The organism is Halococcus hamelinensis 100A6, from assembly GCF_000336675.1.
Taxonomy (GTDB): domain Archaea; phylum Halobacteriota; class Halobacteria; order Halobacteriales; family Halococcaceae; genus Halococcus; species Halococcus hamelinensis.
Window position 1 is genome coordinate 101,567 of record NZ_AOMB01000032.1, and the last position, 25,167, is coordinate 126,733.

Genomic DNA, 25,167 nt, shown 5'->3' on the forward strand with positions numbered 1-25,167 from the left:
CGACGTGCCGTCGACGGCGTGAGGGAAAGCCATATATATACATGAATGATTGATGTAGTTTAGGATGAGCGAGATCCGCCTGGAAAACGTACGGAAGGAATACGGCGAGGGGATCGTGGCCGTGGACGACTTCAGTCTCGACATCGCGGACGGGGAGTTCATCACCATCGTCGGCCCGTCGGGGTCCGGGAAGTCGACGGTGCTCCGGATGATCGCGGGGCTCGAAGGGATAACCGACGGGGCGATCTACATTCGGGACCGGAAGGTGAACGACATTCCGCCCCAGAACCGCGACATCGCGATGGTGTTCCAGAACTACGCGCTCTATCCACACATGTCGGTCGAGAAGAACATGTCCTACGGCCTGAAGCTCAACTCGGACCTCTCGGACGACGAGATCGAGTCGCGGGTGCGGGAGGCGGCCGGGATGATGGGGATCGAAAACCAGCTGGAGAAACGACCGAGCGAGCTCTCGGGCGGCCAGCAACAGCGCGTCGCGACCGGCCGCGCGATCGTCCGCGACCCGTCGGCGTTCCTCATGGACGAACCGCTCTCGAACCTCGATGCCAAACTTCGGACGCACATGCGAACGGAGCTCCAGCGCATCCAGGAGGACCTCGGCACGACGACCATCTACGTCACCCACGACCAGGAGGAGGCGATGACGATGAGCGACCGGGTGATCATCCTGAACGAGGGGGTTCTCCAGCAGGTCGGCACCCCCCGGGAGGTCTTCTCCGAGCCGGTCAACCAGTTCGTCGCCGAGTTCATCGGGAGCCCGGCGATGAACTTCTTCGACGTCGCCCTGGACGGCACGACGCTGCGCGGCGAGGACATCACGTACACCCTCTCGGAGGAGTACGCCCAGCGGGTCGCCGAACGCGCCACCGAGGACGCGCTGGTGCTCGGGATCCGACCGGAACACATGACGTTCTCCGATGGGTCGACCGCGAACAGCATCGACGCCGTCCTCGAGGTCAAAGAGCCCGTGGGCGACGACAACTACCTCTATCTCCGGTCGGACGACACCGAGTTCACGATGCGTGTGCTCGGGCAGATAGACCAGACCGAGGGCGACGAGATCTCCGTCGCGTTCGACGAGTCCGACATCCACATCTTCGACAAGTCGACGGGGGAGAACCTGCTCTCGCAGGAACGGGAGTCGGACGCCCCGTTACAGAGTACACCGTCGTAGAAGCAGTCGTACCCTCGTTTCGTTCCGACGCACTCCGCATCGTCGTCCAGCGAACGCGAAATTTTCGGAGAACGAACCGACTCGAGGCGTCCTCGGGTCCCCTATCGGATGGTGATCCCGGCAACCGTCGCGGGTTCGAGGTCAGCGCTGAGCCCGTCGCCGTCGGTCGCGACGTCGAGCTCCTCGGCGGCGAACGAGTCGGCGTTGCCGGCGTCGACTTCGGTGTCGGGGTCCTGGCCTGCGAACAGGACCTCGGCGTCGATGGAGGCCTCACCGAGGTCGATGCCTTCGAGCCCGACGTCGACGGTGTGGGCCGCGCGGCAATCGAGGTTGGTGAGCGTGAGGAAGGTCTCGGTATCGTCCACCGAGGCGGACGCGCCGACGAGCGGGAGGTCGTCCTCGCCGACGTCGCGGGTCGGCGTTTCGAGCGAGGTTCGAACCGACTCGTTGCCCTTGTGGGGGGCGTAGAGGTCGAAGACTCGATACGTGGGCCGTGCCCACGCGTCGTCGCCGTCGGTCTCGACCAGACACTGGAGGACGTTCACGGTCTGTGCGATGTTCGACATCGTCATCACGTCGCTGTGGTGGTTGAAGACGTCGAGCACGGCGGCGGCCGAGAGCGCGTCGAAGACGGTGCCCGGCTGTTCGAGCCCGTTCGAGGCCACGGCCTCCGGATGCCAGGTCCCCCACTCGTCGATGATGACGCCGATGTCGCGCGTCGTGGCGACGGCGTCGATCGCCGCGGCGATCCGCTCGATGTGACGGTCCATCTCGAGGGCCTCGACCAGCATCTGGTCGTAGCCCTCCTCGCCGGCCTCGTCGACGTTCATCGTACGGCCGTAGTAGTGATGCAGCGTGAGGTGGTCGAGGGGGAACTCCACACCCCACTCGGCCTCGCCGACCTCCTCCATGAAGAGTCGATTCCACTCGTGGTTCTCGAACCCGCACGCGATGAGTTCGAGGTCCTCGTCGAGCATCAGGTCGTCCATCGAGCCGACGTAGGTCGCGAAGCGGCGGTACTCCCGAGCGTACTGCTCCGGGCTCATCCGACCGCCACAGCCCCAGTTCTCGTTGCCGAGTCCCCAGTAACGCACCCCGTAGCCGTCCTCGTGGCCGTTCGCCCGCCGTCGGTCGGCGAGTTCGGTGTCGCCCTCGTAGTTGCAGTACTCGACCCAGTCGGCCGCCTCCTGGGGGTCGCCGGAGCCGACGTTCGCCGCGAGGTACGGTTCGGTCCCGACGCGTTCGCAGAGCTGGAGGAACTCGTCGGTGCCGAACGCGTTGGACTCCTCGGGGTCCTCCTCGATGCCCTGGGCCCAGAACAGGTTCCGGCGGCGTGGGCGCTCCTCGCGGGGGCCGACCCCGTCCTCCCAGTGGTAGTCGTCCGCGAAACAACCGCCGGGCCACCGCAGGACGGGGATCTCGAGGTCGGCGAGCAGGTCGACGACGTCGTCACGGAACCCGTCGGTGTCGGCGGTATCGTCGCTCCAGAGGCCGTCGTAGACACAGCGGCCGAGGTGTTCGGAGAAGTGGCCGTGGACTTCGGGTTCGATACGGCCGATAGCGGCCTCAGTGTGGACGGTAACGTGTGCGTTCGACATCCTGATCCCTACTGCTCCGTGGTGGATGATAAATCAACTGGTTCCCACCCCGGCGTGAGGGTGGTCACGGACGGTGGGTTTTAAGCGCCGTCCACCGAATCGAGGGGTATGGATACGGACCTCTCCGGACGAACTGCGCTCGTCACGGGTGCGGGGCGCGGGAACGGCCGCGCAATCGCGCTCGCCCTCGCCGACCACGGGGCGAACGTCGTCGCGAACGACCTCGACGAAACCGTCGCCGAGGAGACCGCCGAGGAGATCGAAGACGCGGACGGAAACGCCGTCGCGGTGGGCGCGGACGTCAGCGACCCCGCTGCGGTCGAGGCGATGGTCGAACGCGGCACGGAGGCGTTCGATACGATAGACGTGCTCGTCAACAACGCCGGCGTCGGAACGGCGGGGCCCTTCCTCGATACCGACTACGACGACGCGTTCGAACTGAACCTCGACGTGCACCTCCGCGGCTCGCTCAACTGCCTCCGGGCGACGGTCGATGGGATGGTCGAGGCGGGCTACGGGAAGGTCGTCAACATCACCTCGATCCACACCAAGAACGGCGTCGGGATGTCGCCACAGTACGACGTCGGGAAGTTCAGCCTGCTGGGGCTCACCAAGAGTCTCGCGCTCGAACTCGGACGCGAGGGGGTCCGGGTCAACGCCGTCGCGCCGGGCTGGGCGAACACCCGGATGGTCGAGGACTTCTCCGAGGCCGTCACCGAACAGATCCAGGAGAACAACCCGCTCGGGCGGTTCGCGGAGCCCTCCGAGATCGCCGACGCGGTCACGTTCCTGGCCTCGCCCGCCGCCGACTACGTCAACGGCCACGAACTCCGCGTCGACGGCGGCCAGGTCCCCATCGACAGCTGGCGACTCGACGATCGGTAAACCGGTAAGAAGCGGTCCCGGTTCGACGACGGACGACGCTACAGGATCTGGTAGCCACCGTCGACGTACTGGAGGTGGCCGGTCATGTAGTCGGCGTCGTCGGAGGCCAAGAAGAGATACGACCCCGCGAGGTCGTCGGGCGTTCCCATACGGTCCATCGGGATCTCGGGGGTGATCTCGACGTCGTCGACCGCAGGGACGTCGGCGTCGTCGACGAAGAACGTCTCCTCGGAACCGCCCGGCGGCTCGGGGTTGCCGGTGCCGAAGGTCGTCTCGATGATCCCGGGTGCGACTGCGTTGACCCGGATACCGAACCGGGCGAGTTCGAGCGCCGCGACCCGCGTGATCATCATCACGGCTCCCTTCGAGCCGTCGTACATCGTGTGCCCGAGCTGTGCGTACTCCGAGGAGATCGAGGCGGTGTTCACGATACAGCCGGGTTCGTCGCGCGCGAGCATGTCCCGCGCGGCGGCCCGACAGCCGAGGAACACGCCCCGGACGTTGATCGCCATCACCTGGTCGAACGCGTCGACCGGGGTCTCGACCACCGAGGCCTCGCGGTAGATGCCGGCGTTGTTGACCATCACGTCGATACCGCCGAACTCCCGGGCCGCCTCCACGACGGATTCGACGTCCGCGGGCTTCGAGACGTCCGTCTGGACGAACGTCGCCCGACCCGGGCCGTCCTCGATGGCCTCGTGCGTCGGGGTCGATTCGCCCTCGTCCTTCGGTTCGTCGCGGATGTCGGCGACGACGACGGTCGCCCCCGCGTCACCGAACCGGCGCGCGACGGCCCGCCCGATGCCCGACGCGCCGCCGGTTACGACCACCGTCTCGTCCGAGAAATCGTAGGTTGATCGACCCATAGGTTCAGGCTCGCTACCGCTCGACGTAACTGTTTCCCTCCCACGTGCGGAGCCGGCGGGACGACGGATCCCGTTATCGTTTCGTTCGGCCCCGACCCCGAAGAGTATATGCCACCGGCTCGGGTGGGGGTAGTATGGAACGTCGAAGTCAGGTGGTCGACTCGCTCGGTTTCACGGACGTCGAGATGGACGACGCCTTCTGGTCGCCCCGTATCGAGACGAACCGGGCGGTCACGATCGAGTACCAGTACGACCAGCTGGAGGAGTCCGGCACGCTGGAGAACTTCCGGCGCGCCGCGGAGGGGGGATCGGGCGAGTTCAGCGGGATGTGGTTCCAGGACTCGGACGCCTACAAGTGGCTCGAAGCCGCGAGTTACGTCCTCGCCACGGAGGACGACCCGGACCTGAGGGAGCGCGTCGACGAGGTCGTGGACCTGGTGGCCGCCGCACAGGACGACGACGGCTACCTCAACACCTACTTCACCCTCGTCGAACCCGACGGTCGGTGGACGAACCTCCACATGATGCACGAACTCTACTGTGCGGGCCACCTCGTCGAGGCGGCCGTCGCCAACCACCGCGCCACGGGCGGCGATTCGTTGCTCGACGTCGCGATGGGGTTCGTCGACCACATCGAGGCGGTCTTCGCCGACGAGGACTTCGACGGCGCGCCGGGCCACGAGGAACTCGAACTCGCGCTGGTGGAGCTCTATCGCGTCACCGACGAGGAGCGGTATCTCGACCTCGCCCAGTACTTCGTGGACGTTCGCGGCCACGACGCCGACCGGTTCCGCTGGGAGGTCGAACACTACGACCGAATCGCGGGCTACGGGGAGGGGAAGGCCATCGAGGACGGGCCGGCGGGGACCTTCCTCGACGACGAGGGCGAGTACGACGGGAGCTACGCGCAGGCGCACGCGCCGTTCGACGACCAGGAGGCGGTCGAGGGCCACTCGGTGCGTGCGATGTACCTCTACGCGGGCGTGGCCGACCTCGCGATGGAGCGAGAGGAGACGGAGCCGCTGGACGTCCTCGACGACCTCTGGCACAACATGACCGAGCGCCGGATGTACGTCACCGGCGGTATCGGTCCGGAGGCCGCCCACGAGGGGTTCACCGAGGACTACGACCTCCGGAACGAGGACGCCTACGCCGAGACCTGTGCGGCCATCGGGAGCGTCTTCTGGAACCAGCGGATGCTCGAACGCACGGGCGACGCGAAGTACGCCGACCTCATCGAACGCACCCTCTACAACGGGTTCCTCGCCGGCGTCGGCCTCGAAGGCAAGGAGTTCTTCTACGAGAACCCACTGGAGAGTTCCGGTGACCACCACCGCAAGGGCTGGTTCACCTGCGCGTGCTGCCCGCCGAACGCCGCCCGGCTGTTCGCCTCGCTCGGCGGATACCTCTACGGCGATGACGGGGACGACCTGTTCGTCCACCAGTACGTCGGGAGCCGCGTCTCGACCGAGGTCGGTGGGACGGCGGTCGACCTCGACGTGGAGACCGACCTCCCGTGGTCCGGTGACGTCTCGCTCGACGTGACGGCATCGGAGGGAGAGTCGTTCGCCCTCCGTCTCCGGGTGCCGGCTTGGAGCGAGGGAACCACGGTCGAAGTGAACGGCGAGTCGGTGGACGCGGCGGTCGAGGACGGCTATCTCGCGCTCGACCGCGAGTGGACGGACGACACGGTCGAACTCACCTTCGAGCAAACCGTGCAGACGGTCCGGGCGCACCCGGCCGTCGAGGCGGACGCGGGACTCGTCGCCGTCGAACGCGGCCCGCTGGTCTACTGCCTCGAAGCGACCGACAACGACCGGCCCCTCCACCAGTACGTGCTCCCGACGGACGGGGAGTACGAGGTCGACCACCGCGAGGACCTGCTCGGCGGCGTGAGCGTGCTCAGCGTCGAGGCACGCGTGCCCGACCGGTCGGAGTGGGAGGGCGAACTCTATCGCCCCGCCGACGAGACCGGTCAGGAAGACGCGACAGTGACGGCCGTCCCGTACTTCGCGTGGGACAACCGCGAGCCCGGCCCCATGCGCGTCTGGGTTCGCGGCGAGCAGCAGTAAACGAACTGCCCCGAGATACAGGGAGTGGAAAAGATAATACTCCCCCCCGTCGTCGGGTGGAGCCACGATGAACGCGTTCGATAGACCCGCCGCCGTCGACCTCTCGGGGGAGTGGACGTTCACCACGGATCCGGACGACGTCGGCATCGCGGAGCACTGGTACGAACGGGACGAGAGCCTCCCGAATTCCCGAGGCGTGACCGTTCCGCACGCCTGGCAGGAACACGACGACCTCCGGGAGTACACGGGGGTCGCGTGGTATCGCCGGACGGTGACGCTCGATGGGTTCGACGACCGGGTTCGCCTCCGGTTCGGGGCCGTCGATTACCGGGCGACCGTCTGGGTCAACGGCGTCGAGGTCGGCTCGAACGAGGGTGGCTATCTCCCCTTCGCGTTCGACGTGACCGAGGCGGTGGTTCCCGGCGAGAACGTCGTCGCGGTCCGCGTGGCCGACCCGGACGATCTCCGCGAGATACCCCACGGCAAGCAGGGCTACCCGTGGTACACGCGGGTGAGCGGCATCTGGCAGCCGGTCGATATCACCACCGTTCCGGAGACGCGTATCGCCGACCTCCGGGTCACCCCGGACCTCGATGCCGACGCGGCGCGGGTCGATGTCGATATCGCGAACATCGATCGAGGAGCGGATCTGCGGCTCCGGATCCGCGTGACACAGGACGGAACTACACTGGGAACGGACGAGCTACCGGTCGGTTCGGAGACCGTCTCGACGGTCGTTTCCCTCACTGATCCGGCCTACTGGACACCGGACGACCCCGAACTGTGCGACGTCGAGGTGTCGCTTCTGACCGACGGTGGAAGCGGCGACGCGGGAATCGACGAGGGCGATAAGACGGTCGTCGACAGGCTCACCGACTACTTCGGGATGCGGAGCGTTTCGGTCGAGAACGGCGAGTGGTATCTCAACGGCGAGGTGCTCCGGGTCCGCGGGGCGCTCGACCAGGCCTACTATCCGGACACCCTCTATCGGCCCGCCGACCTCGACACCTACCGCGAGGAGATAGCGACCGCGAAGGAGCTCGGGTTCAACATGCTCAGAAAACACATCAAACCCGCTCATCCCCGCTTCGTCGAGCTGGCCGACCGGATGGGGATCCTGGTGTGGGAGGAGCCGGCGAACGCCGACGTCGACACCGATGCCTCGCGACGACGGGTTCGTGAGGCGTTCGAGGGGCTGGTCGCGCGGGACTACAACTCGCCGAGCGTCGTCGTCTGGAGCCTCTACAACGAGGAGTGGGGGTTCGGCATCGACCAGCACGACTTCCCCGACCGCGACGACCCGGTTCGGCTGTGGAACGACTCGGAGAAACAGTCGTACCTCGCCGACTACTATCGCGAGGCCAGGGATCTGGACCCCACACGGCTGGTCTGTGACAACTCCGGCTGGGCGCACGTCGCCACCGACCTCAACGACTACCACGAGTACTTCGTCGTTCCCGACCGAAACGAGGCGTGGCGGGACCGGCTCGACGACCTCCTCTCGGACCCGGCGGGAAACTACGCGGCGACGGGTGACGGGCCGGCCCCGGAAGAAGTGCCGACCGTCGTTTCGGAGTTCGGCACGTGGGGGCTCCCCGAGCTATCGTCGCTCCGGGCCCACTACGGCGGCGACCCCGACTGGTTCGACCACGAGTTCCTCTCGGGGCTGAAACGCCCTGCAGGTGTCGAGGAGCGCTTCGAGGACAGCGCGCTGAGCGACGTCTACGACGGACTCGACGACCTCGCCGCCGACTGGCAGCGCCGGGCGTTCGCGTCGGTCGCGGGGACAGTCGCCGATATGCGCCTCGAGGACGAGGTCTCCGGCTACGTCCTCACCGAGTTCACCGACATCGAGTGGGAGTTCAACGGTGTCCTCGATTACCTCCGTGAGGGGAAGGCCTCGGTCGACCGGCTCGCCGCCGCGAACGGACGGACGATGGTTCGGCTCGAACCCGACACCTGGACCCTCCGCACGGGCGACCGGTTCGTCGCGGACCTCGCCGTCGCCAACGACGGACCCGAACCCCTCGAAACGGCTGTCGAGTGGACGGCGTTCGGTGAATCGGGTCGCGAGCCGGTCCGCGTCGACCCGGCGGGAACGACGCGGCTCGACGGCGTGATCGACCTACGAGTACCGAAAACCGGAACGGGAGACGAGGAAGTGTCGACGGAGACCGCCACCGCCGACCTCGTGGATACGCCTGCCCACTGGGAATCGGAGGTAACCGTCGTCGGAGGGGGGGAAGGAGGAGCCGATACGCGCGTCTTCGCACCCACGGAGGCCGAGGCGATCCGGTCGACGCTGACGGATGCGGGCTACGACCCGCTGGGGGCAGCGGCGGACGCCGACACGTTGGTCACGACGGACTTCGACGAGCGGGCCCGTGCGTTCGCGACGGACGGCGGCCACGTCGTTCTCCTGCCGCGGCCCGACGGGTCGATGGCGGACTCCGTTCGCGACGCGTTTCCGATCCGTGAGCTCCCCGAACGCGAGAGCTGGAACCTCTGTGCCTCCTTCGTCTATCAGACGCTCTTCGATGGCGTGAAGCGTGTTCCCGGCTGGGCGTTCGAGGGGCTCTATCCCTACGCCTACGTCACACCGACGGCGGACGGCGATAGCGTCCACAGCGGCTACGTCGAGGGGTGGCTCTCGGAGCCCGGCGCGACCGTTCTCGAACGCGACGACGACGACGGACGGGTGACGGTCTGTACTCTTCGCGTAACCGGGAGTGAGAACCGGCCGATGAGCGGAGCGATCGTTCGCCGGCTCGTCGATTGAGCCGGGAGCTTCTCGCAGTTCCCGTCGTCGCGGTCGCGATCCGGACGGCCGGCCCCTCAGTCGGCACCGTGTCGTGGGACGTACCCACAGTCCTCACACCGCCACGAGTCGTTCGTTCGTGCGATCCGTCCCGTGCAGTTCCGACAGTCGAACGCCATCGCCCGAACCCACAGTTCGACAAAACATAACTCTTGATACGTCGATCGTCGAACTTCGGGGATCCGTCGACACGCCGAATCGGATGTGGCGGCTCCACCCCGTGTCGACGGTCACGAGTAGGTGACGTTCAGCTCGACGACGTTCGCGGTCTCCAGTACCCGCTCCGGAAGCTCCTCGGTGAACCGTTCGCCACGGACGCGGTTCGACGGCCCAGCGACGCTCAGCGCACCCAGTATCCGCCCGTTCGTGCTCGAGATCGGTGCGGCGACGCAGTTGAGCCCCTCGATCCGCTCCTCCCTGTCGAAGGCGACCCCTCGGTCGTGTATCTCGGCCAGCTCCTCGTCGAGCTCCCGGCGGTCGGTTATCGTTCGCGCGGTCTTCGGCTCCAGTCCGTGACGGTCGACGATGGCGTCGACGCGCTCGGGCGGGAGGTGGGCCAGAATGGCCTTCCCCAGCGCCGTGGTGTGCAGCGGAACGCGCGTCCCGACGTGGGCTTCGACCTGTACCGCCGTCTCCCCGCGTGCGCGATGGAGGTAGGCCCCGAACCCGTGCTCCTCGACCATGAGGTTGGAGAGCTCGCCCGTCCCCTCCGCCAGCCCGTCGACTTCCGGCTTCGTGATCTCGTAGAGGGGGACCTGTGAACGGGCGTAGGCACCGTGTTCGAGGAACCGAAGCCCGGCTCGGTAGGCGGTGCCGTCCTTGACCACGTACTCCTCCTGAACCAGCGTGCTCAGATAGTTGTGGACCGTGCTCTTCGGGATGTCGAGCCGGTCGGCCAGCTCCGAGACCCCGGCTCCGTCGAGTCGTTGGAGCTCGTCGACGATCCTGAACCCGGTTTCGAGGGACCCTATCGCGTACTTCGCTCGTCTTCCCATACCACCTCTCGGTATCCTTCATTATTGAATACTTTGTTCCACGGTGGTTTCTCGGTCGACGGCGGGGGCGAAAAAAGGGCCGTCGAAGCGTCTCGCTGGGGTCGGCCGCTGGCCGGGGCTGTGGACAAACGACACAGGTCCACCGGTCGGGACGTCTTCACCGTCCCGCCGACGGGATGAAAGACGCGACAGTATCGGGGACCGACAGGGGTTTCGCATTCATGAAAATTACATACAGAGTCGATGGTCGCTATATTCGAACATCCATAAACGAACACGCAATAAAACGAACTATCATCGAGATACGAACGTTTTCGGAGCCGTTATCGAACGAATCGTTCACACACGACAGGATATCGAGTTCAGTATGGTGGAATAAGGACGCGAGATGATGAATTCGAATCCGGTCCAGCTAAACTCGGTTATTCGTGGATGAACCGTTTGTAACAGACATACTGCAGTTACAACTGGGTTGGAGGAGGAACGGAGCAAGCGAAGGCGAGGGTACGAGGAACGAACCTCGACCGGTCGACTCGATGGACGTGGAAAGCCGTTCACGGATGCCGAATGGGGTCGATACTCAGTTGTAGGTGATGTTGAGTTCGATGACGTTCGCGACCTCCAGGAGCATGGTCGGGAGCTCCTCCCGAAAGCGCTCGCCCTGGAGCCGGCTGCTCGGCCCCGAGACGCTGATCGCCCCCTCGACCTCGTCGTGGTTGTTGACTATCGGTACCGCCACACAGCGGAGACCCTTCACGCGCGCCTCGTCGTCCAGCGCGTAGCCGTTCTCGCGGATCGTCTCGAACGCCTCGAACAGCGTCTCACGGTCGGTGATCGTGTTCTCGGTGGTCTCCGGCATGCCGTGGGTCTCGATGATCCGGTCGACACGCTCGGGCGGCAGGTGGGCGAGGATCGCGTTTCCGAGGGCGGTGTTGTGGAGGTAGACCTCCTGGCCGACGTACGAGTCCGTCTGGACCGCGTTGTTGCCGTGCGCCCGGTAGAGGTAGAACCCCTTCCCGTTCTCCTCGACGAGCAGGTTCGCCAGCTCCCCGGACTCCTCGGCCAGGCTCGCGACCTCGTTCCTCGCGACGTCGTAGAGCGGCTGTCCGTGTTGTGCGTGGCCACCGAGGTCGAGCAGTTTGAGCCCGATCCGGTAGGCGTTGCCCTCCTTGACGACGTAGCCGTCGTGTTCGAGCGTCGTCAAGTAATTGTGGATGCTGCTTTTGGAAAGATCGAACGTTTCGGCCAGCTCGGTGACCGTTGATCCCCTTTTGTGCTTCAACGCGTCCAGGATCCGAAGCGTCGTTCGCGCCGTTTTGACGTAGTTCGTGGATTGTTTGGTATCCATGGATACTCGATTTGGACCCATTCATCATAAGCTTGTATGGTGTGATTCTGTATGTGACTCAGTATTACTGGATTTCGGTTGAGGAGACGGTCCACACGCCGAGCGAGTGGAGTTATTCTGTGTGGAGGCACCGGCGGTGGGTCGGACGTGAAGCGACGGCTCCTCGTCTCGAAACCCCTCACTCCGCGGTTCAGCGGTGTTTTCGGATTCCGGAACGGATCTCTGGGCGGTGTCGTCGGATCGCCTGCAGCGGTGCTGGTTCGACACTGGTCCGGACCGGGCGTTTCCGATTCCCCGTTCGATATGACTGGAACGCATACTACAGCGGGGGCACGAAACGATACCAAATGAGGGAGTTCGGGAACCGAGGGACGGGGAGCGACGATCGAAGCGGTTCTCACGGGGTTCAGCGACGGATTTATACAATGTGGGCCTGGAGTATCGGTTCACATGCCACGGGCTCCACGCGCACTGGTTGCGTCGGTCACCGACCACGGCCTTCCGAACCGCTACTCGGGATCCACGACGACCCCGTCGACCGATCTCGAACGAGCGCTCGGGACGGCCACCGACCGGGTGCGGAGGAATCTGGACGAGTTCTACGATACCTTCCCCGAACCCTCAAGCGAGGACCTGGTCTATGGCTCGACCGACAACATGAGCGGCTGGACGACCTCCTTCTGGACCGGGCTCTGCTGGCTCGCCTCCGAGACGTCCGGTGAGGCGCGGTATCGCCGCGCCGCCGAAACACAGTTGGAGACGTTCGAGCGGCGGCTCACCGCCGGCGAGGTCAAGACGCACGACCTCGGTTTTCTCTATACGCTGTCCGCGGTCGCCGGCCATCGTCTCACCGGGAACGAGCGCTATCGGTCCGCGGCGCTGACGGCCGCCGACCACCTCGTCGAGCGGTTCTGGGACCGACCCGCGCTCATCCAGGCCTGGGGCGACCACGAGAGCACCGAGGAGTCCTGGGAGCGGGGGCGGATGATCGTCGACACGATGATGAACCTTCCACTGCTGTTCTGGGCCAGCGAGACGACGGGTGACCCCTCCTACGCATCCATCGCGGAGACCCACGCGCGCACGACGGCCCAGCACCTCGTCCGACCCGACGGTTCGACGTTCCACACCTTCAAGTGCGACGTGGAGACCGGCGACCCGGTCGGCGGCGAGACCGCGCAGGGCTACGACGCTGACTCCTGTTGGGCCCGGGGACAGGCCTGGGCCATCTACGGCTACGCGCTCGTAGCGGACTACACCGGTAACGGTCAGTACGCCGAACTCTCGGCGAAGCTGGCGAACTACTACCTCTCGAACCTCGAGGACGACGACGTTCCCCACTGGGACTTCGACGCACCGAGGGACGAGGACATCCGCGATACGTCGGCCGCCGCCATCGCCGTCTGTGGCCTCGACGAACTCACCAGACAACTCCCGTTCGGCGACGAGCGGGTCCCCGGCTATCGGAACGCCGCGCTCGCGACGCTTCGAAGCCTCGCTGAGAACTACACCACCGACGGGCTGGACTCCAACGGCTTGCTGACCGATGCGGCCTACGACACCGCCGACGGGGACTACGACGAGTGCTGTATCTGGGGCGACTACTTCTACTACGAGGGCCTCGTTCGGGCACAGCACCACTGGTCCCGGTACTGGTAGCTCGCGGGTTCCCGAACTTCTCGACCGCGAGACGTCGACGGTCACGATTCGAACGACGGACCGGTTCCGGAGGCGGTATGCTATACATTTATGAGGGACACTGGTCTCCTTCGGCCATGGATCCGGTAGCGGACAATCCGCTTCGAACGCGGGACGACTTCCAGCGCGCGGTCGGACAGCTCTTCGAGCCGCTGTCCGCACACTTCAGCCCGGGAAAGGCCCGGGTTCGGCCGATGGCCTCCGGCGCTCACTTCCCCGACGTCGCGGCGGAATTGGAGGGGTTCGCCCGACCTCTCTGGGGGATCGTTCCTCTGGGTGCCCAGGGCGAGTTCGATCGATGGGAGCTGTTTCGGGAGGGACTGGTCAACGGTACCGACCCCTCTCACGAGGAATACTGGGGGACGGCGGGGGACCACTCACAGAAGCACGTCGAGATGGCGGCGATAGGCGTCGGGCTCGCACTCACGCCCGAGCACCTCTGGGAGCCGCTCTCCGAGGTCGAACGGGACCGGCTCGTCGCGTGGCTGAACCAGATCAACGACGCCGAACTCCCCGACTGCAACTGGCTGTTCTTCCGGGTCATGGTGAACGTGGGGCTCCGGTCGGTCGGGGCGCGACACGACTGGGAACGCACGCAGGACTCGCTCGACCGACTCGAATCGTTCTATCGCGGGGACGGCTGGTACACCGACGGGCCGGCATCGGACCGGAGCCCCGTCGATTACTACCTCCCGTGGGCCATGCACTTCTACGGGCTCGTCTACGCGACCGTCGCCGGCGAGGCGGACCCGGAGCGAGCGGAGCGGTTCCGGGCCCGCGCCGAGACGTTCGCCAGCCATCACGTCCACTGGTTCGCGGAGGACGGGCGGGCGCTCCCGTACGGTCGGAGCCTGACCTACCGCTTCGCGCAGGCGTCGTTCTGGGGTGGGCTCGCGTTCGCCGGGCTCGACCCGCTCCCCTGGGGCGTCATTCGAGGGCTGTGGGCACGGAACGTCAGGTGGTGGCTCGACCAGCCGATATTCACCGACGGCGGGTTGCTCTCGGTCGGCTATCGGTACCCGAGCATCAAGATGTCCGAGGACTACAACTCCCCGAACTCGCCGTACTGGGCGATGAAGGCCTTCTTCCCGCTCGCGCTGTCCGCCGACCATCCGTTCTGGCAGGCGGCCGAAGAACCCCTGCCGGACCTTCCGACCCGAATCGTGCAGCCGGAAGCGGGGAAGGTCATCTGTCGGGCCGACGACCACCTGTTCGCGCTCTCGCTCCCACAGGACAGCACCCACGGACGGGAGAAGTACACCAAGTTCGCGTACTCGACCGAGTTCGGCTTCTCCGTCGCCGGGCGGTCCCCGGGCCCGGGACGGGCGGGTCACGACAGCGCGCTCGCGCTCAGCCTGGACGGCGACCAGTTCAAGACCCCGGGGTCGCTGACGGCGACCGAGATGGAAGGCACGACAGTCGTCTCCCGGTGGGAGCCGTGGAACGGCGTCCGCGTGGATTCGTGGGTCGCGCCGGCGCTCCCCTCGCACGTCCGGCTCCACCGGCTGGTTTCGGACCGGACGATACACACCGAGGAGGGCGGGTTCGCCCTCGACCGGACGGGCGACGACGGGACCGAGTTCACCCACGAAACGGGGGACGGGACCGCGCTCGCTCGCTATCCGAACGGCATGAGCGCCATCGCGAGCCTCGGGACCGACCGGTCGGCCACGGTCATCGACGGCGAACCGAACACGAACCTGCATCACTCGCGAACCGTCGTACCGACGTTGCGGGAGACCTACGAACCGGGCGAACACTGGTTCGGGTCGGCGGTCCGGGCCAGTCCCGACCGTGAGGCCGCCTGGGAGCGAGGGATGACGGCCGTCCCGACGGAAGCGGGGATCGCAGTCGAGACCGCCGACGGCGAGCGGCTCCTCGACCCGTCGAACGGGGCGGAGTAGGGTTCTCAGGGCCGCCATAGTCCGAAGTGCGGCGAGGGACTGATGCACGGTCGGCACGGTCAGGTTTATTATCGAACTCCCTGATGGATCGGGTATGGACACAGACGAGGCCGCACGCGCGCTGGCCGTCCCGGAGGACGTCGTGATAGACGCCTGTGACGACCCGCCGCTCCCCGAGATGGGGGTCATCGAACAGCGATGGGAGAGCGAGTCGATTCGAACTGACTCGATCGGCGACCACGCCGCGCGGGCGGTGGACTCGCTCCCGTTCGAGGACGTCCCCGACGGCGGCGAGATCGCGCTCGGCGTCGGGAGCCGGGGTATCGCGAACCTCCCGGCGATCGTCGCCGGGGTGGTCGAGGCCGTGGACGAACGGGGGTACGAGCCGTTCGTCTTCCCAGCGATGGGGAGTCACGGCGGTGCCACCGGCGAGGGACAGCGGGCGATGCTCGAGGACCTCGGCGTGACGGAGTCGGCGGTCGGCTGTGCGATCCGATCCGAGATGGACGTCGTCGAGGTCGGTCGGACCGCGGACCGCGACGTTCCCGTGGTCGCCGACGCGAACGCCGCCGCCGCGGACGGCATCATCCCGGTCAACCGGGTCAAGCCCCACACCGACTTCGACGGGACGGTCGAGAGCGGGCTCTCGAAGATGCTGGTCATCGGGATGGGCAAACAGCGCGGCGCGAAGATCGCCCACGAGTGGGCCGTCGACTGGTCGTTCCGGGAGATGATCCCCGAGATCACGAACCAGCTCCTCGTGACCCTCCCGGTCGTCGGCGGCGTCGCGGTCGTCGAGGACCAGTACGACGAGACGGCGCTCGTCGAGGGCGTCCCGCCGAGCGGTTTCCTGCATCGGGAAGAGGAGCTGCTGGAGCGAGCCTACGACCTGCTGCCGAAGCTACCGTTCGACTCGCTGGACGTCGTCGTCTTCGACCGACAGGGCAAGGACATCAGCGGGCAGGGGATCGACACCAACGTGATCGGTCGCCGGCCGTTCGCGATAAACGAGCCGGAACCCGAGCGGCCGGAGATCAAGCGGATCTACGTGCGTGACTTCACCGAGACGACCCACGGCAACGCGATGGGTATCGGGTCGGCCGACGTCGTCCACCGGGACATCGCGGCGAAACTCGACGCCTCGACGACGCTCATCAACGCGCTGACCGCGAGCACGATCCGCGGCGTTCGGCTGCCGCCGGTCGTCGAGACGGACCACGCGGGGCTGGTGGCCGCGCTGTCGACGATCGGGGTCGTCGACACCGAGACGGTGCGCGTCGTTCGAGCGCCCGATACGATGCATCTCCACCGGCTCTACGCCTCGACGAGGCTGGTGGAGCTGGCGCGCGACCGCGACGACCTGCGGGTGGTCGAGGAGCCCTCGCCCATCGAGTTCGCGGACGGGGAGTTCGCGGCCCCGTCGCTGGACACGTAGCCACGTGCGGGCCGTCCCGTACTCAAACATTTATTACAGATGAGGGAGGATCGAAGACGTGCCTTGCCGTTCGCACCGTGCGGACGGAGAACAGGGTCCCGCCACACCATGCAAACCCACCAACCGAAACCGGAATTCGAGTATCTATGACGTACACCGCAGGAATCATCGGCACCGGAGGCATCGCCGGGATGGGGATCCTCGGGATGCACGACGAGGACGTGATCGGCACCGAGCGGATCGAGGCGAGCCACGCCGGCGGCTACGAACGCACGGAGGAGGTCGAACTCGTCGCAGTCGCCGACATCGACGAGGAGAACCTCGCCACGTTCGGCGACGCGTGGGACCTCTCGTCCGACCAGCAGTACCTCGGCCACGAGGCCATGCTGGCGGCCGAGGACCTCGACGTCGTCTCCGTCTGTACGCCCTCGTACCTCCACCACCGACACACGGTCGACGCCGCGCGGTCCGCCGCGAACCCCGACGTGGTCTGGTGTGAGAAGCCGATCGCCTCCCAGGTCAACGAGGCCGAGGAGATGGTCGAGGTCTGCGAGGAAACGGGAACGGAGCTGGTGATCAACCATTCCTTCCGATTCACGAACAAGCTCCAGCGGCTCCGCGACCTCGTTCGCAAGCGAAACCTGCTCGGCGACGTCAAATCGGTGAGCACGCAGTACCGGATGGAGCTCATGCGCAACTCGACGCACGTCCTCGATACGCTGGTCTATCTCCTCGATACCCGGGCCGAACACGTCAGCGGCTACATCACCGGGGAGAACGAGGCGGTCGATTCGCTCGACACGATGCTCGACGTCGACGACGCCGGCGGCGGCGGTCACGTCGTCATGGACGACGGTTCGTTCGTGACGGTCGACTGTACGATCCCCCGGGACGTCTCCTCGATGACGCTGAACTTCATCGGGACCGAGGGGAAGCTCTACATGAACAACGACGACGGCGTCTGGCGGTACTGGTCGCTCGAGGACGGCGAGCACGTCGAACGGCCGCTCCCGGGCATCGAGGGGGCGTGGACCTGGGAGGACGACTACAGGCGTTCGTTCGCGAACGCGGCCGTCCACGTGCAGGACATCCTCAACGGCGAGCAGGAGAACCTCTCACCCGGAACCGACGCCACCCGGTCGCTGGAGATCATCGTCGGCTTCTACCTCTCACACTACACCGGGTCGACGGTCGACGTCCCCCTCGCCCAGCCGCTCCGCGCGGTCCCGATAACGTCCTGGTAAGCCGTTCGAAGCTCCGATCGGGGTAAAAACGTAAGATGTCGATTCCGTCGTTTCTCCGCGCTCGCCGACTCAGGCGTCGAGCCACGGCGCGCCGTCGCGTTCGACGTACCGCTCGGTCCGATCGATCGCCCGGATCCGCTCGATGTCCTCCTCGCTCAGTTCGAGGTCGAGCGCATCGAAGTTGTCCCGAACGTGTTCCTCGCTCGTCGCCTTCGGGATCACGCTCACCGCCTCCTTCGAGAGGAGCCACGCGAGGCTGACCTGCGACGGGCTCACGTCGTGTTTCTCGGCGACCTCGACGACTTCGGGGATGTCGAAGACGTCCCCGCGAGCGAGTGGTGAGTACGCGACGTGGTGGTACTCGTGTCGCTGTGCATGGTCGACGAGTTCGTCCTGCGGGAGCAGCGGGTGGGTCTCGACCTGATGGGCGAACAGCGGGGCGTCGAGGTGGTCCATCGCCTCGTCGAGCAGTTCCGTGCTGAAGTTACAGACCCCGACGTGGTCGATCAGTCCCCGGTCGACGAGCTCGTCGAACGCCGGCATCGTCTCGGCCGCCTCGTAGTTGCCGACCGGCCAGTGGACGTACAAGAGATCGAGGGAGTCGAGACCAAGCCGATCGAGCGTGACTTCGAGCCCCTCGATCACCTGGTCGTGGGACAGGCCGAACTTATCGGCGTGGACCTTCGACCCGACGAACACCTCGTCTCGGGGAACGTCGGCGGCGTCGATGCCCTCCCCGACGGCCTCCTCGTTGCCGTAGTACTGTGCGGTGTCGATGTGACGATAGCCGACGTCGAGCGCCGTCCGCACGCTCTCGGCACAGGTCTCCGAATCCGTGTTCTGCCACGTCCCCAGTCCGATCTCCGGCAGGTGCATGCACGTAGGTGCCATCCATCCTCATATATCTCTTTGGATCGCCCGCATCGGGGGCGCTCACCGACGCCCACAAGGGAAAATTATTTATAGTTACATAGGAAACGCTCTTGGTAGGCATGGCGAGCCCTCACAAACAGCGTGGACGCAGAGAGATGTTGGCACTCCTCGGGAGTCTCGGGATCACCGGTGCCGCGGGCTGTATCACGACGAACCCGCCCTCCGATTCGTCCGGCGGCGGCAACGGATCCGGTAACGGCTCCGGCGGTGGCAACGCCTCCGGAAACAACAGCGCGGCCAACGGCTACTCCGGTTCGATGGCCGATTCCTTCAGCTTCTGGGAGATGAGCGGGAGCTGGAATCACCACATGAAGCGGTACCAGGACGAGACCGGGGTGTCGATCAACCACACCAACATGGGGTACGACGAGATCATCGACCGGATGCAAACCCGGCTTCTGTCCGGTACCGACGCGCCGGGAGCGGCGCTGGTCGAGTACGCCTCGCTGAAGCAAGTCGCGAACACCGGTGGACTCCGCGACCTCTCGCCCTGGATCGAGGACGCGAACATCAAGAACAAGTTCCCCTCGTCGATCTGGACGACCGCCGGTAGCGGCAACGAGATCTACGAGATCCCGTACGACATCAACCCGACGAGTTTGTTCTACCGGAAGGACGTCTGGGACGAACACGGACTCAATGCCGATATCGAGACCTGGGACCAGCTCATCGAGGAGGGAAAGAAGCTCCCCGACGATATCGCGCTGCTTTCGCTCCCCTCGGCAGCGATCGACCTCTACTGGCGGATGCTGTACTGGCAACAGGGTGGACAGGAGTTCGACAAACAGGGACGGCTCGCGTTCGACAACGATACTTCGCTTGGCGTGTTTCGACTGCTCAACCGACTGGGCGAAGAAGGGCTGACCAACAAAGTCGCCAACTTCAGTCAACAGTGGTTCAGCGGGTTCAGTAATGGGTCGATCACCGGCTACTGCTCGGGCGCGTGGTTCAACTCGACGCTTCAAGAATCCGTCAAGGACACCGCCGGCAAGTGGCGAGCGATGAAGCTCCCCGCCTTCGAGGAAGGCGGGAATCGTGCCAGCAACCGTGGCGGGTCCGGCCTCTGCATCCCGAAGCAGGTGAGCGACGACGTCGCCCGTCGCGCCTTCGATTTCGCTCTCAAGACGAACGCCAACGCGGACGAGATGGCGTGGCTCTTCAAAAACGTCGGGAACTTCCCCGCCTTCGGGCCGGCACACGAGCGTGACGCGTTCAGTCAGGGATTCGATTTCTTCGGTGGACAGAAGCTCGGCGACCTCTGGGTCGAGCAGCTCCCGGATATCCCGCCGTACCGGTTCACCGTCGACAGTCCGACGGTCATGGACGTCATAAACACACAGCTCCGCCGGGTCGTCTACGGAAACGCCAGCCCGGAGGCAGCACACGAAAAAGCGGTACAGGAGGCGGCGAAACAGACCGACCGGGACGTCGCATAAATGAGCTCGATCGACCGACGAACCGAACTATACGACGAACTCCGGTACAAGCGTCAGCGGTTGAACCGTCTGTTGCCCTCGACGCTAAACCCGCCCTTCGTGCTTTTGAGCCCGATGCTCATCCTGTTCGCGGTGTTCCTCGCCTTTCCGATCTTCTTCACGCTGGTTCTCTCGTTCTTCGTGTATCAGGGGGTCTCCGCGGAGCCGCTGTTGGGGATCAACCTCGGTCTCGTATACATCACGATACCACAGGTTCTCGACCTCCAGTTCGTCGGGCTACAGCACTTCGAGCGAATGCTCAGCGATAGCGTCCTCCACCAGTCCCTGTTCAACACGGTCTACCTGTTCGCCGTCCTGATCCCGACGATGGTGATCATTCCGTTGGGTCTGGCTATCGCACTCAACTCGGCGCTGATCCGATTCAGGAACACGTTCCGAAGCCTCCTGTTGATCCCCACGGCGGCGAACACGATCGCCTACTCGGTGGTGTTCGTCGCCATCGTCGCCGAGGGCGGACTGGCGGACAGCCTCTTCGTCCTCATCGGGATCGACCCGATCGCGTGGCTTCAAAACGGGTTCTGGTCCCGGAATCTGATCGCCTTCATGTCCGTCTGGCGGTGGACGGGCTACAACATGATCATCTTCCTGGCCGGGCTCCAGACCATCTCCGGATCCCTCTACGAGGCGGCGGAGATCGACGGCGCGACCAGGCTCCAGAAGTTCCGGTACATCACGATACCACAGCTCCGGCCCGTGCTCCTGTTCATCATCGTCACGAGCACGATCTCGATCTTCAAGAAGTTCGCCGAGCCACAGATCCTGATCTCCTCGGGCGCACCGCTGGAGGAGACACGGACGATCGTCTACTACATCTACCAGGTCGCGTTCCAGAACCTGGAGTTGGGGTACGGCTCCGCACTGACGGTGTTGCTGGTCGTGATCGTAAGCGTCATCTCCCTCATGCAGTTCCGGGTGGGTGACTGAGATGCACGAGAAAGCCCGCAGCGAGGCCCTCTGGAAGTTCGGTGGCTACGGCTTCGTGATCGCCGCCACGATGTTCGTCATCGTCCCGATCTACTGGCTCCTCGTCGCGTCGACGCTTCCACAGACGGAGATCCTCGGCAGCGCGGGCAGCCTCCCGCGATTGCTTCCGGGGACGAACTTCCTCGACAACGCCCAGGCGCTCGCCGGTCGTCAGAACGCAAACTACTATCAGAGCGTCATCAACAGCGTTCTGGTCGCCACCGTCTACACCGTGCTCTCGCTGATCCTCTGTTCGATGAGCGGCTTCGCGTTCGCGAAGTACGAGTTCCGGTTCAAGGAGCCGATATTCCTCGGGATCCTCGGAACACTGATCATCCCGATCAATCTCCTCGTGATCCCGCTGTTCTTGCTGGTCTCGAACGTCGGGCTCTCGAATACGTTCGCGGCGATCATCCTGCCGTGGGCAGCGTATCCCGTCGGGATCTTCTTCATGCGGCAAACGATGCAATCGATACCCGACTCCCTCCTGGAGGCCGCCCGGATGGACGGTGCGTCGGAGTTCCAGCTCTACTACCGGGTCGCGCTGCCGACGGTCCGGTCGGGGATGGCCGCGCTGTCGGTCATCCTCTTTCTCTTCCAGTGGAACCTCTTCTTGTGGCCGCTGGTGGTCCTCCAGCAGGACAAGTTCACGATCCCGGTGGCGCTCACGACGATCGTGAGCCAGCAGACGCCGGCGTTCGACCAGCTGATGGTCGCGGCGCTGATAGCGATCGTCCCGATGTTGATCGTGTTCGTGGCGCTCCAGCGCCACTTCGTCAACGGTATCCTGGCGGGAGCGGTGAAGGAGTAACAGAGTATGACACAGATCGAAATCAACGAACTCACGAAGGAGTACGACACGGGCGACAGCGCGATCGTTGCGGTCGAGGACCTCGACCTCTCGATCGAGGACGGGGAGTTCATCGTCTTCGTCGGACCGTCCGGCTGCGGGAAGTCAACCACCCTCCGCTGTATCGCGGGGCTCGAAAGCGTCACGGACGGCGAGATCCGCTTCGACGACGAGGTCGTCAACGACCTCCGCCCCCGCGACCGCGACGTCGCGATGGTGTTCCAGAACTACGCGCTCTACCCCCACATGACGGTCAAGCAGAACATGAGCTTCGGCCTCAAACTCTCCTCGCAACTGTCGAGCGGGGAGATCGACTCGCGCGTGACGGACGCGGCCGAGATGATGGGCATCGACGACCTCCTCGGAAAACGACCGGGCGAGCTCTCGGGCGGCCAACAACAGCGCGTCGCCCTCGGACGGTCGATCGTCCGCGAGCCGGGCGTGTTCCTGATGGACGAGCCGCTCTCGAACCTCGACGCGAAGCTCCGGGCGGGGATGCGAACCGAGATCCAGGAGCTCCAGAACGAACTCGACGTCACGACGATCTACGTCACCCACGACCAGACCGAGGCGATGGCGATGGGCGACCGGATCGCGGTTCTCAACGGTGGGGTCCTCCAACAGGCGGCCGTCCCGGAGGAGCTCTACCGAAACCCCGTGAACGAGTTCGTCGCGGACTTCATCGGCAGCCCGAGCATCAACCTCTTCGACGTGACCGTCGAGGGAACCCGCCTCGCCGGACCGGGCGGGTTCACCTACCGGCTCTCCGGCTTCGACCTCGGCGAGCGGTCCCACGCGCGAATGGGCGTTCGCCCGGAGGACCTCGCCATCGACGAGCGGGGTGACGACCTGACCGTGACCGTCGTCGAGAAGATGGGGAACGAGAACTTCATCTACGGCGAACTGGGCGGCCAGGAGGTCGTCGCACGGACCGACTCCTCGATCCGCCCCGAACCCGACGACGAGGTCGGGTTGGCGTTCGAGGAGGAGGCCGTCTACTTCTTCGAGCCGGACTCCGGGCGGGCGATCAAGACGAAGACCGACGAGATCGACTCGATGCGAACGCAGATCTGACTCTTCGACGCGTCATCGCTCGACGGGTCGGTCCGATCGCGGTCCGGAATTTCGGAAACCGGGAACGAACACGCAGACTTAATTCCCCACCCGCTGGAGGCCACGTATGCAGCGGGCATTTCCCACATCGAGGACTCGTACGTACCGCTCCCTGGACGGTCGCTGGGAGTTCGTTCCGGACCCGAACGACGTCGGTGAGCGGGACGCGTACTACGACTCGTTCCCCGCCGACCACGACGGCCAGTACGTCCCGGGCACCTGGAACACGACCCCCGAGTACTACGACCACGAGGATCCCGCCTGGTATCATCGGAGCTTCCACCTCCAGGAACGCACGGACGCGCTGCTTCGGTTCACCGCCGTCGCGCACGAGGCGACCGTCTGGGTCGACGGTCGCGAGGTCGCGTCCCACTACGGCGGCTACACGCCGTTTCGGGCACATCTATCGGGACTCGATACGGGTACACACGACGTCACGGTCCGGGTCGACAACTCGCGTACGCCCCACAGCCTCCCGCTGCCGGATACGGACTGGTTCCCCTACGGCGGCATCACCCGCGAGGTGTTCCTTGAGACCGTCCCGACGAGCTATCTCGACGACCCCACGGTCCGGTATCGGCTCGACGGCGACGTCGCGACGGTGACCGCCGAAGTCCTCGTTCGAAACACGGGTGAGGCTTCTAACGGGACGGTCACCGTCGAAGTCGGTGACGAGCGGGTCGGCGAGTCGGTCACGGTCCCGAGCGGCGAGTCGGTTCACGAGGTCGAACTCGGGCTGGACGTCGAGCGCTGGTCGCTCGACGACCCCACGCTGTACGACGTCCGGGCCACGTTTTCGAGCGAGACCGGCGTCGAGGACGAACTCCGGGATCGGATCGGGTTCCGCGAGGTCGACGTCACCGAACGGTCGTTGTTGCTCAACGGCGAGCCGGTCGACGTGGCCGGGGTCAACCGACACGAGGACCACCCCGACTGGGGGCACGCGGTTCCCCTGGAGCTGATGGAGCGGGACCTCGACATCATCGAACGGCTGGGCTGTAACACGATCCGGACCTCGCACTACCCGAACCACCCGTACTTCCTCGACCTGTGTGACGAGCGGGGGATCCTCGTGCTCGAAGAGATCCCGTACTGGCAGTACGACGGGGACGACTTCGCTCGGGAACACGTCCTCGAACGCGGCGAACGGATGCTCGGCGAGATGATCGAACGCGACCGACACCACCCGTCGGTCGTCGCCTGGAGCCTCCACAACGAGTGTTACAACCACCAAGACGGCGTCGCCGACGCGACGAGACGGCTCGCCGAGGTCGCCAGGGAGCGGGACGACTCGCGCCCGTTGACGCTGGCGTCGAACACAGACTGGCGGGGCCACGAGGACCGCTGCCTCCAGTACGTCGACTTCGTCTGCCTCAACGCCTACTGGGGGTGGTACAGGGACGACCGGAACTGGGACGAGTTCCTCGAGGAGGTCAGAGAGCACCACCCCGAGAAACCGATCCTCGTCTCGGAGTTCGGGGCCGGCGCGATCCAGAACGAACGGACCTGGGACGACCAGAAGTGGAGCGAGACGTACCAGGCGGACCTCCTCGAACGGGCTATCGACACGTTCGACGCGGCCGAGTACGTCACGGGCTGGACGGTCTGGCAGTACTGCGACACCAGAACGGACCCCCGGAAGGCGATGAAGCGCCCGAAGACGAAGAACAACAAGGGGATCGTCGACGAGTTCAGGCGACCGAAGGAGGCCTACTGGCGGCTCCAGGGGATGCTCGACGACGGGCCGAACTGAG

At 65.4% G+C, this 25,167-nt stretch carries 18 protein-coding genes; 13 read left to right on the forward strand and 5 right to left on the reverse strand.

Annotated features, from left to right (window positions below; all coding sequences use genetic code 11):
- Positions 1-64 precede the first annotated feature (64 nt).
- Positions 65-1,195: an ABC transporter ATP-binding protein gene (locus C447_RS11075; RefSeq protein WP_007693904.1), complete on the forward strand. Its 1,131-nt coding sequence runs from the start codon at positions 65-67 to the stop codon at positions 1,193-1,195.
- A 101-nt stretch (positions 1,196-1,296) separates the two neighbouring features.
- Here C447_RS11075 and C447_RS11080 read toward each other — a convergent pair whose 3' ends face one another.
- Complete coding sequence (locus C447_RS11080) at positions 1,297-2,793, reverse strand: alpha-N-arabinofuranosidase (protein ID WP_007693906.1); 1,497 nt, start codon at positions 2,791-2,793, stop codon at positions 1,297-1,299.
- Between the two features lie 108 nt (positions 2,794-2,901).
- Between C447_RS11080 and C447_RS11085 the strand changes: the two genes are divergently transcribed.
- Positions 2,902-3,678 (forward strand): SDR family NAD(P)-dependent oxidoreductase, encoded by a 777-nt coding sequence (locus C447_RS11085; RefSeq protein WP_007693907.1) that lies wholly within the window; start codon positions 2,902-2,904, stop codon positions 3,676-3,678.
- Between the two features lie 38 nt (positions 3,679-3,716).
- Here the strand turns inward: C447_RS11085 and C447_RS11090 are convergent, their stop codons facing one another.
- Positions 3,717-4,544: an SDR family NAD(P)-dependent oxidoreductase gene (locus tag C447_RS11090; RefSeq protein WP_007693908.1), complete on the reverse strand. Its 828-nt coding sequence runs from the start codon at positions 4,542-4,544 to the stop codon at positions 3,717-3,719.
- A gap of 134 nt (positions 4,545-4,678) precedes the next feature.
- Here C447_RS11090 and C447_RS11095 point away from each other — a divergent pair, with 134 nt between their 5' ends.
- Entirely contained in the window at positions 4,679-6,616 is a 1,938-nt protein-coding gene (locus C447_RS11095; protein ID WP_193361389.1) for a glycoside hydrolase family 127 protein, read from the forward strand.
- 67 nt (positions 6,617-6,683) lie between these two features.
- Entirely contained in the window at positions 6,684-9,395 is a 2,712-nt protein-coding gene (locus C447_RS11100; protein ID WP_007693910.1) for a sugar-binding domain-containing protein, read from the forward strand.
- A gap of 269 nt (positions 9,396-9,664) precedes the next feature.
- Here C447_RS11100 and C447_RS11105 read toward each other — a convergent pair whose 3' ends face one another.
- Both C447_RS11105 and C447_RS11110 read right to left on the reverse strand, forming a co-directional pair.
- Complete coding sequence (locus C447_RS11105) at positions 9,665-10,429, reverse strand: IclR family transcriptional regulator (RefSeq protein WP_007693911.1); 765 nt, start codon at positions 10,427-10,429, stop codon at positions 9,665-9,667.
- Between the two features lie 580 nt (positions 10,430-11,009).
- A complete protein-coding gene (locus tag C447_RS11110; RefSeq protein WP_007693912.1) occupies positions 11,010-11,777 on the reverse strand; it encodes an IclR family transcriptional regulator in 768 nt (255 codons plus the stop codon).
- A 450-nt stretch (positions 11,778-12,227) separates the two neighbouring features.
- Here C447_RS11110 and C447_RS11115 point away from each other — a divergent pair, with 450 nt between their 5' ends.
- The 4 genes from C447_RS11115 to C447_RS11130 all read left to right on the forward strand — a co-directional run bounded on the left by C447_RS11115 (position 12,228) and on the right by C447_RS11130 (position 18,058).
- Positions 12,228-13,436 (forward strand): glycoside hydrolase family 88 protein, encoded by a 1,209-nt coding sequence (locus C447_RS11115; RefSeq protein ID WP_007693913.1) that lies wholly within the window; start codon positions 12,228-12,230, stop codon positions 13,434-13,436.
- Between the two features lie 116 nt (positions 13,437-13,552).
- Positions 13,553-15,379 (forward strand): DUF2264 domain-containing protein, encoded by a 1,827-nt coding sequence (locus tag C447_RS11120; RefSeq protein ID WP_007693914.1) that lies wholly within the window; start codon positions 13,553-13,555, stop codon positions 15,377-15,379.
- A gap of 94 nt (positions 15,380-15,473) precedes the next feature.
- Positions 15,474-16,814: a DUF362 domain-containing protein gene (locus tag C447_RS11125; protein WP_007693915.1), complete on the forward strand. Its 1,341-nt coding sequence runs from the start codon at positions 15,474-15,476 to the stop codon at positions 16,812-16,814.
- 146 nt (positions 16,815-16,960) lie between these two features.
- The gene (locus C447_RS11130; protein ID WP_007693916.1) at positions 16,961-18,058 is read left to right on the forward strand and encodes a Gfo/Idh/MocA family protein; all 1,098 of its coding nucleotides are present in this window, start codon (positions 16,961-16,963) and stop codon (positions 18,056-18,058) included.
- 69 nt (positions 18,059-18,127) lie between these two features.
- On the opposite strand, the gene C447_RS11135 is transcribed toward C447_RS11130, so the two are convergent.
- Entirely contained in the window at positions 18,128-18,934 is an 807-nt protein-coding gene (locus C447_RS11135) for an aldo/keto reductase (protein ID WP_007693917.1), read from the reverse strand.
- Between the two features lie 152 nt (positions 18,935-19,086).
- On the opposite strand from C447_RS11135, the gene C447_RS11140 reads away from it, so the two are divergent.
- From C447_RS11140 to C447_RS11160, 5 genes are all read left to right on the forward strand, one after another.
- Positions 19,087-20,427, forward strand: a complete 1,341-nt coding sequence (locus C447_RS11140; RefSeq protein WP_007693918.1) for an ABC transporter substrate-binding protein — start codon at positions 19,087-19,089, stop codon at positions 20,425-20,427.
- The gene (locus C447_RS11145; protein WP_007693920.1) at positions 20,428-21,411 is read left to right on the forward strand and encodes a carbohydrate ABC transporter permease; all 984 of its coding nucleotides are present in this window, start codon (positions 20,428-20,430) and stop codon (positions 21,409-21,411) included.
- A 1-nt stretch (position 21,412) separates the two neighbouring features.
- Positions 21,413-22,261: a carbohydrate ABC transporter permease gene (locus C447_RS11150; RefSeq protein ID WP_007693922.1), complete on the forward strand. Its 849-nt coding sequence runs from the start codon at positions 21,413-21,415 to the stop codon at positions 22,259-22,261.
- Positions 22,262-22,267: 6 nt separating this feature from the next.
- Positions 22,268-23,374: an ABC transporter ATP-binding protein gene (locus C447_RS11155; RefSeq protein WP_007693924.1), complete on the forward strand. Its 1,107-nt coding sequence runs from the start codon at positions 22,268-22,270 to the stop codon at positions 23,372-23,374.
- A gap of 106 nt (positions 23,375-23,480) precedes the next feature.
- Complete coding sequence (locus C447_RS11160) at positions 23,481-25,166, forward strand: glycoside hydrolase family 2 protein (RefSeq protein ID WP_007693926.1); 1,686 nt, start codon at positions 23,481-23,483, stop codon at positions 25,164-25,166.
- Position 25,167: the final 1 nt, after the last annotated feature.

Coding starts and splice junctions, on each gene's coding strand:
- C447_RS11105 (WP_007693911.1), bottom strand. CDS start 10,429: ATGGGAAGACGAGCGAAGTACGCGATAGGGTCCCTCGAAACCGGGTTC.
- C447_RS11125 (WP_007693915.1), top strand. CDS start 15,474: ATGGACACAGACGAGGCCGCACGCGCGCTGGCCGTCCCGGAGGACGTC.
- C447_RS11100 (WP_007693910.1), top strand. CDS start 6,684: ATGAACGCGTTCGATAGACCCGCCGCCGTCGACCTCTCGGGGGAGTGG.
- C447_RS11140 (WP_007693918.1), top strand. CDS start 19,087: ATGTTGGCACTCCTCGGGAGTCTCGGGATCACCGGTGCCGCGGGCTGT.
- C447_RS11090 (WP_007693908.1), bottom strand. CDS start 4,544: ATGGGTCGATCAACCTACGATTTCTCGGACGAGACGGTGGTCGTAACC.
- C447_RS11155 (WP_007693924.1), top strand. CDS start 22,268: ATGACACAGATCGAAATCAACGAACTCACGAAGGAGTACGACACGGGC.
- C447_RS11095 (WP_193361389.1), top strand. CDS start 4,679: ATGGAACGTCGAAGTCAGGTGGTCGACTCGCTCGGTTTCACGGACGTC.
- C447_RS11110 (WP_007693912.1), bottom strand. CDS start 11,777: ATGGATACCAAACAATCCACGAACTACGTCAAAACGGCGCGAACGACG.
- C447_RS11075 (WP_007693904.1), top strand. CDS start 65: ATGAGCGAGATCCGCCTGGAAAACGTACGGAAGGAATACGGCGAGGGG.
- C447_RS11135 (WP_007693917.1), bottom strand. CDS start 18,934: ATGCACCTGCCGGAGATCGGACTGGGGACGTGGCAGAACACGGATTCG.
- C447_RS11145 (WP_007693920.1), top strand. CDS start 20,428: ATGAGCTCGATCGACCGACGAACCGAACTATACGACGAACTCCGGTAC.
- C447_RS11120 (WP_007693914.1), top strand. CDS start 13,553: ATGGATCCGGTAGCGGACAATCCGCTTCGAACGCGGGACGACTTCCAG.
- C447_RS11130 (WP_007693916.1), top strand. CDS start 16,961: ATGACGTACACCGCAGGAATCATCGGCACCGGAGGCATCGCCGGGATG.
- C447_RS11150 (WP_007693922.1), top strand. CDS start 21,413: ATGCACGAGAAAGCCCGCAGCGAGGCCCTCTGGAAGTTCGGTGGCTAC.
- C447_RS11085 (WP_007693907.1), top strand. CDS start 2,902: ATGGATACGGACCTCTCCGGACGAACTGCGCTCGTCACGGGTGCGGGG.
- C447_RS11080 (WP_007693906.1), bottom strand. CDS start 2,793: ATGTCGAACGCACACGTTACCGTCCACACTGAGGCCGCTATCGGCCGT.
- C447_RS11160 (WP_007693926.1), top strand. CDS start 23,481: ATGCAGCGGGCATTTCCCACATCGAGGACTCGTACGTACCGCTCCCTG.
- C447_RS11115 (WP_007693913.1), top strand. CDS start 12,228: ATGCCACGGGCTCCACGCGCACTGGTTGCGTCGGTCACCGACCACGGC.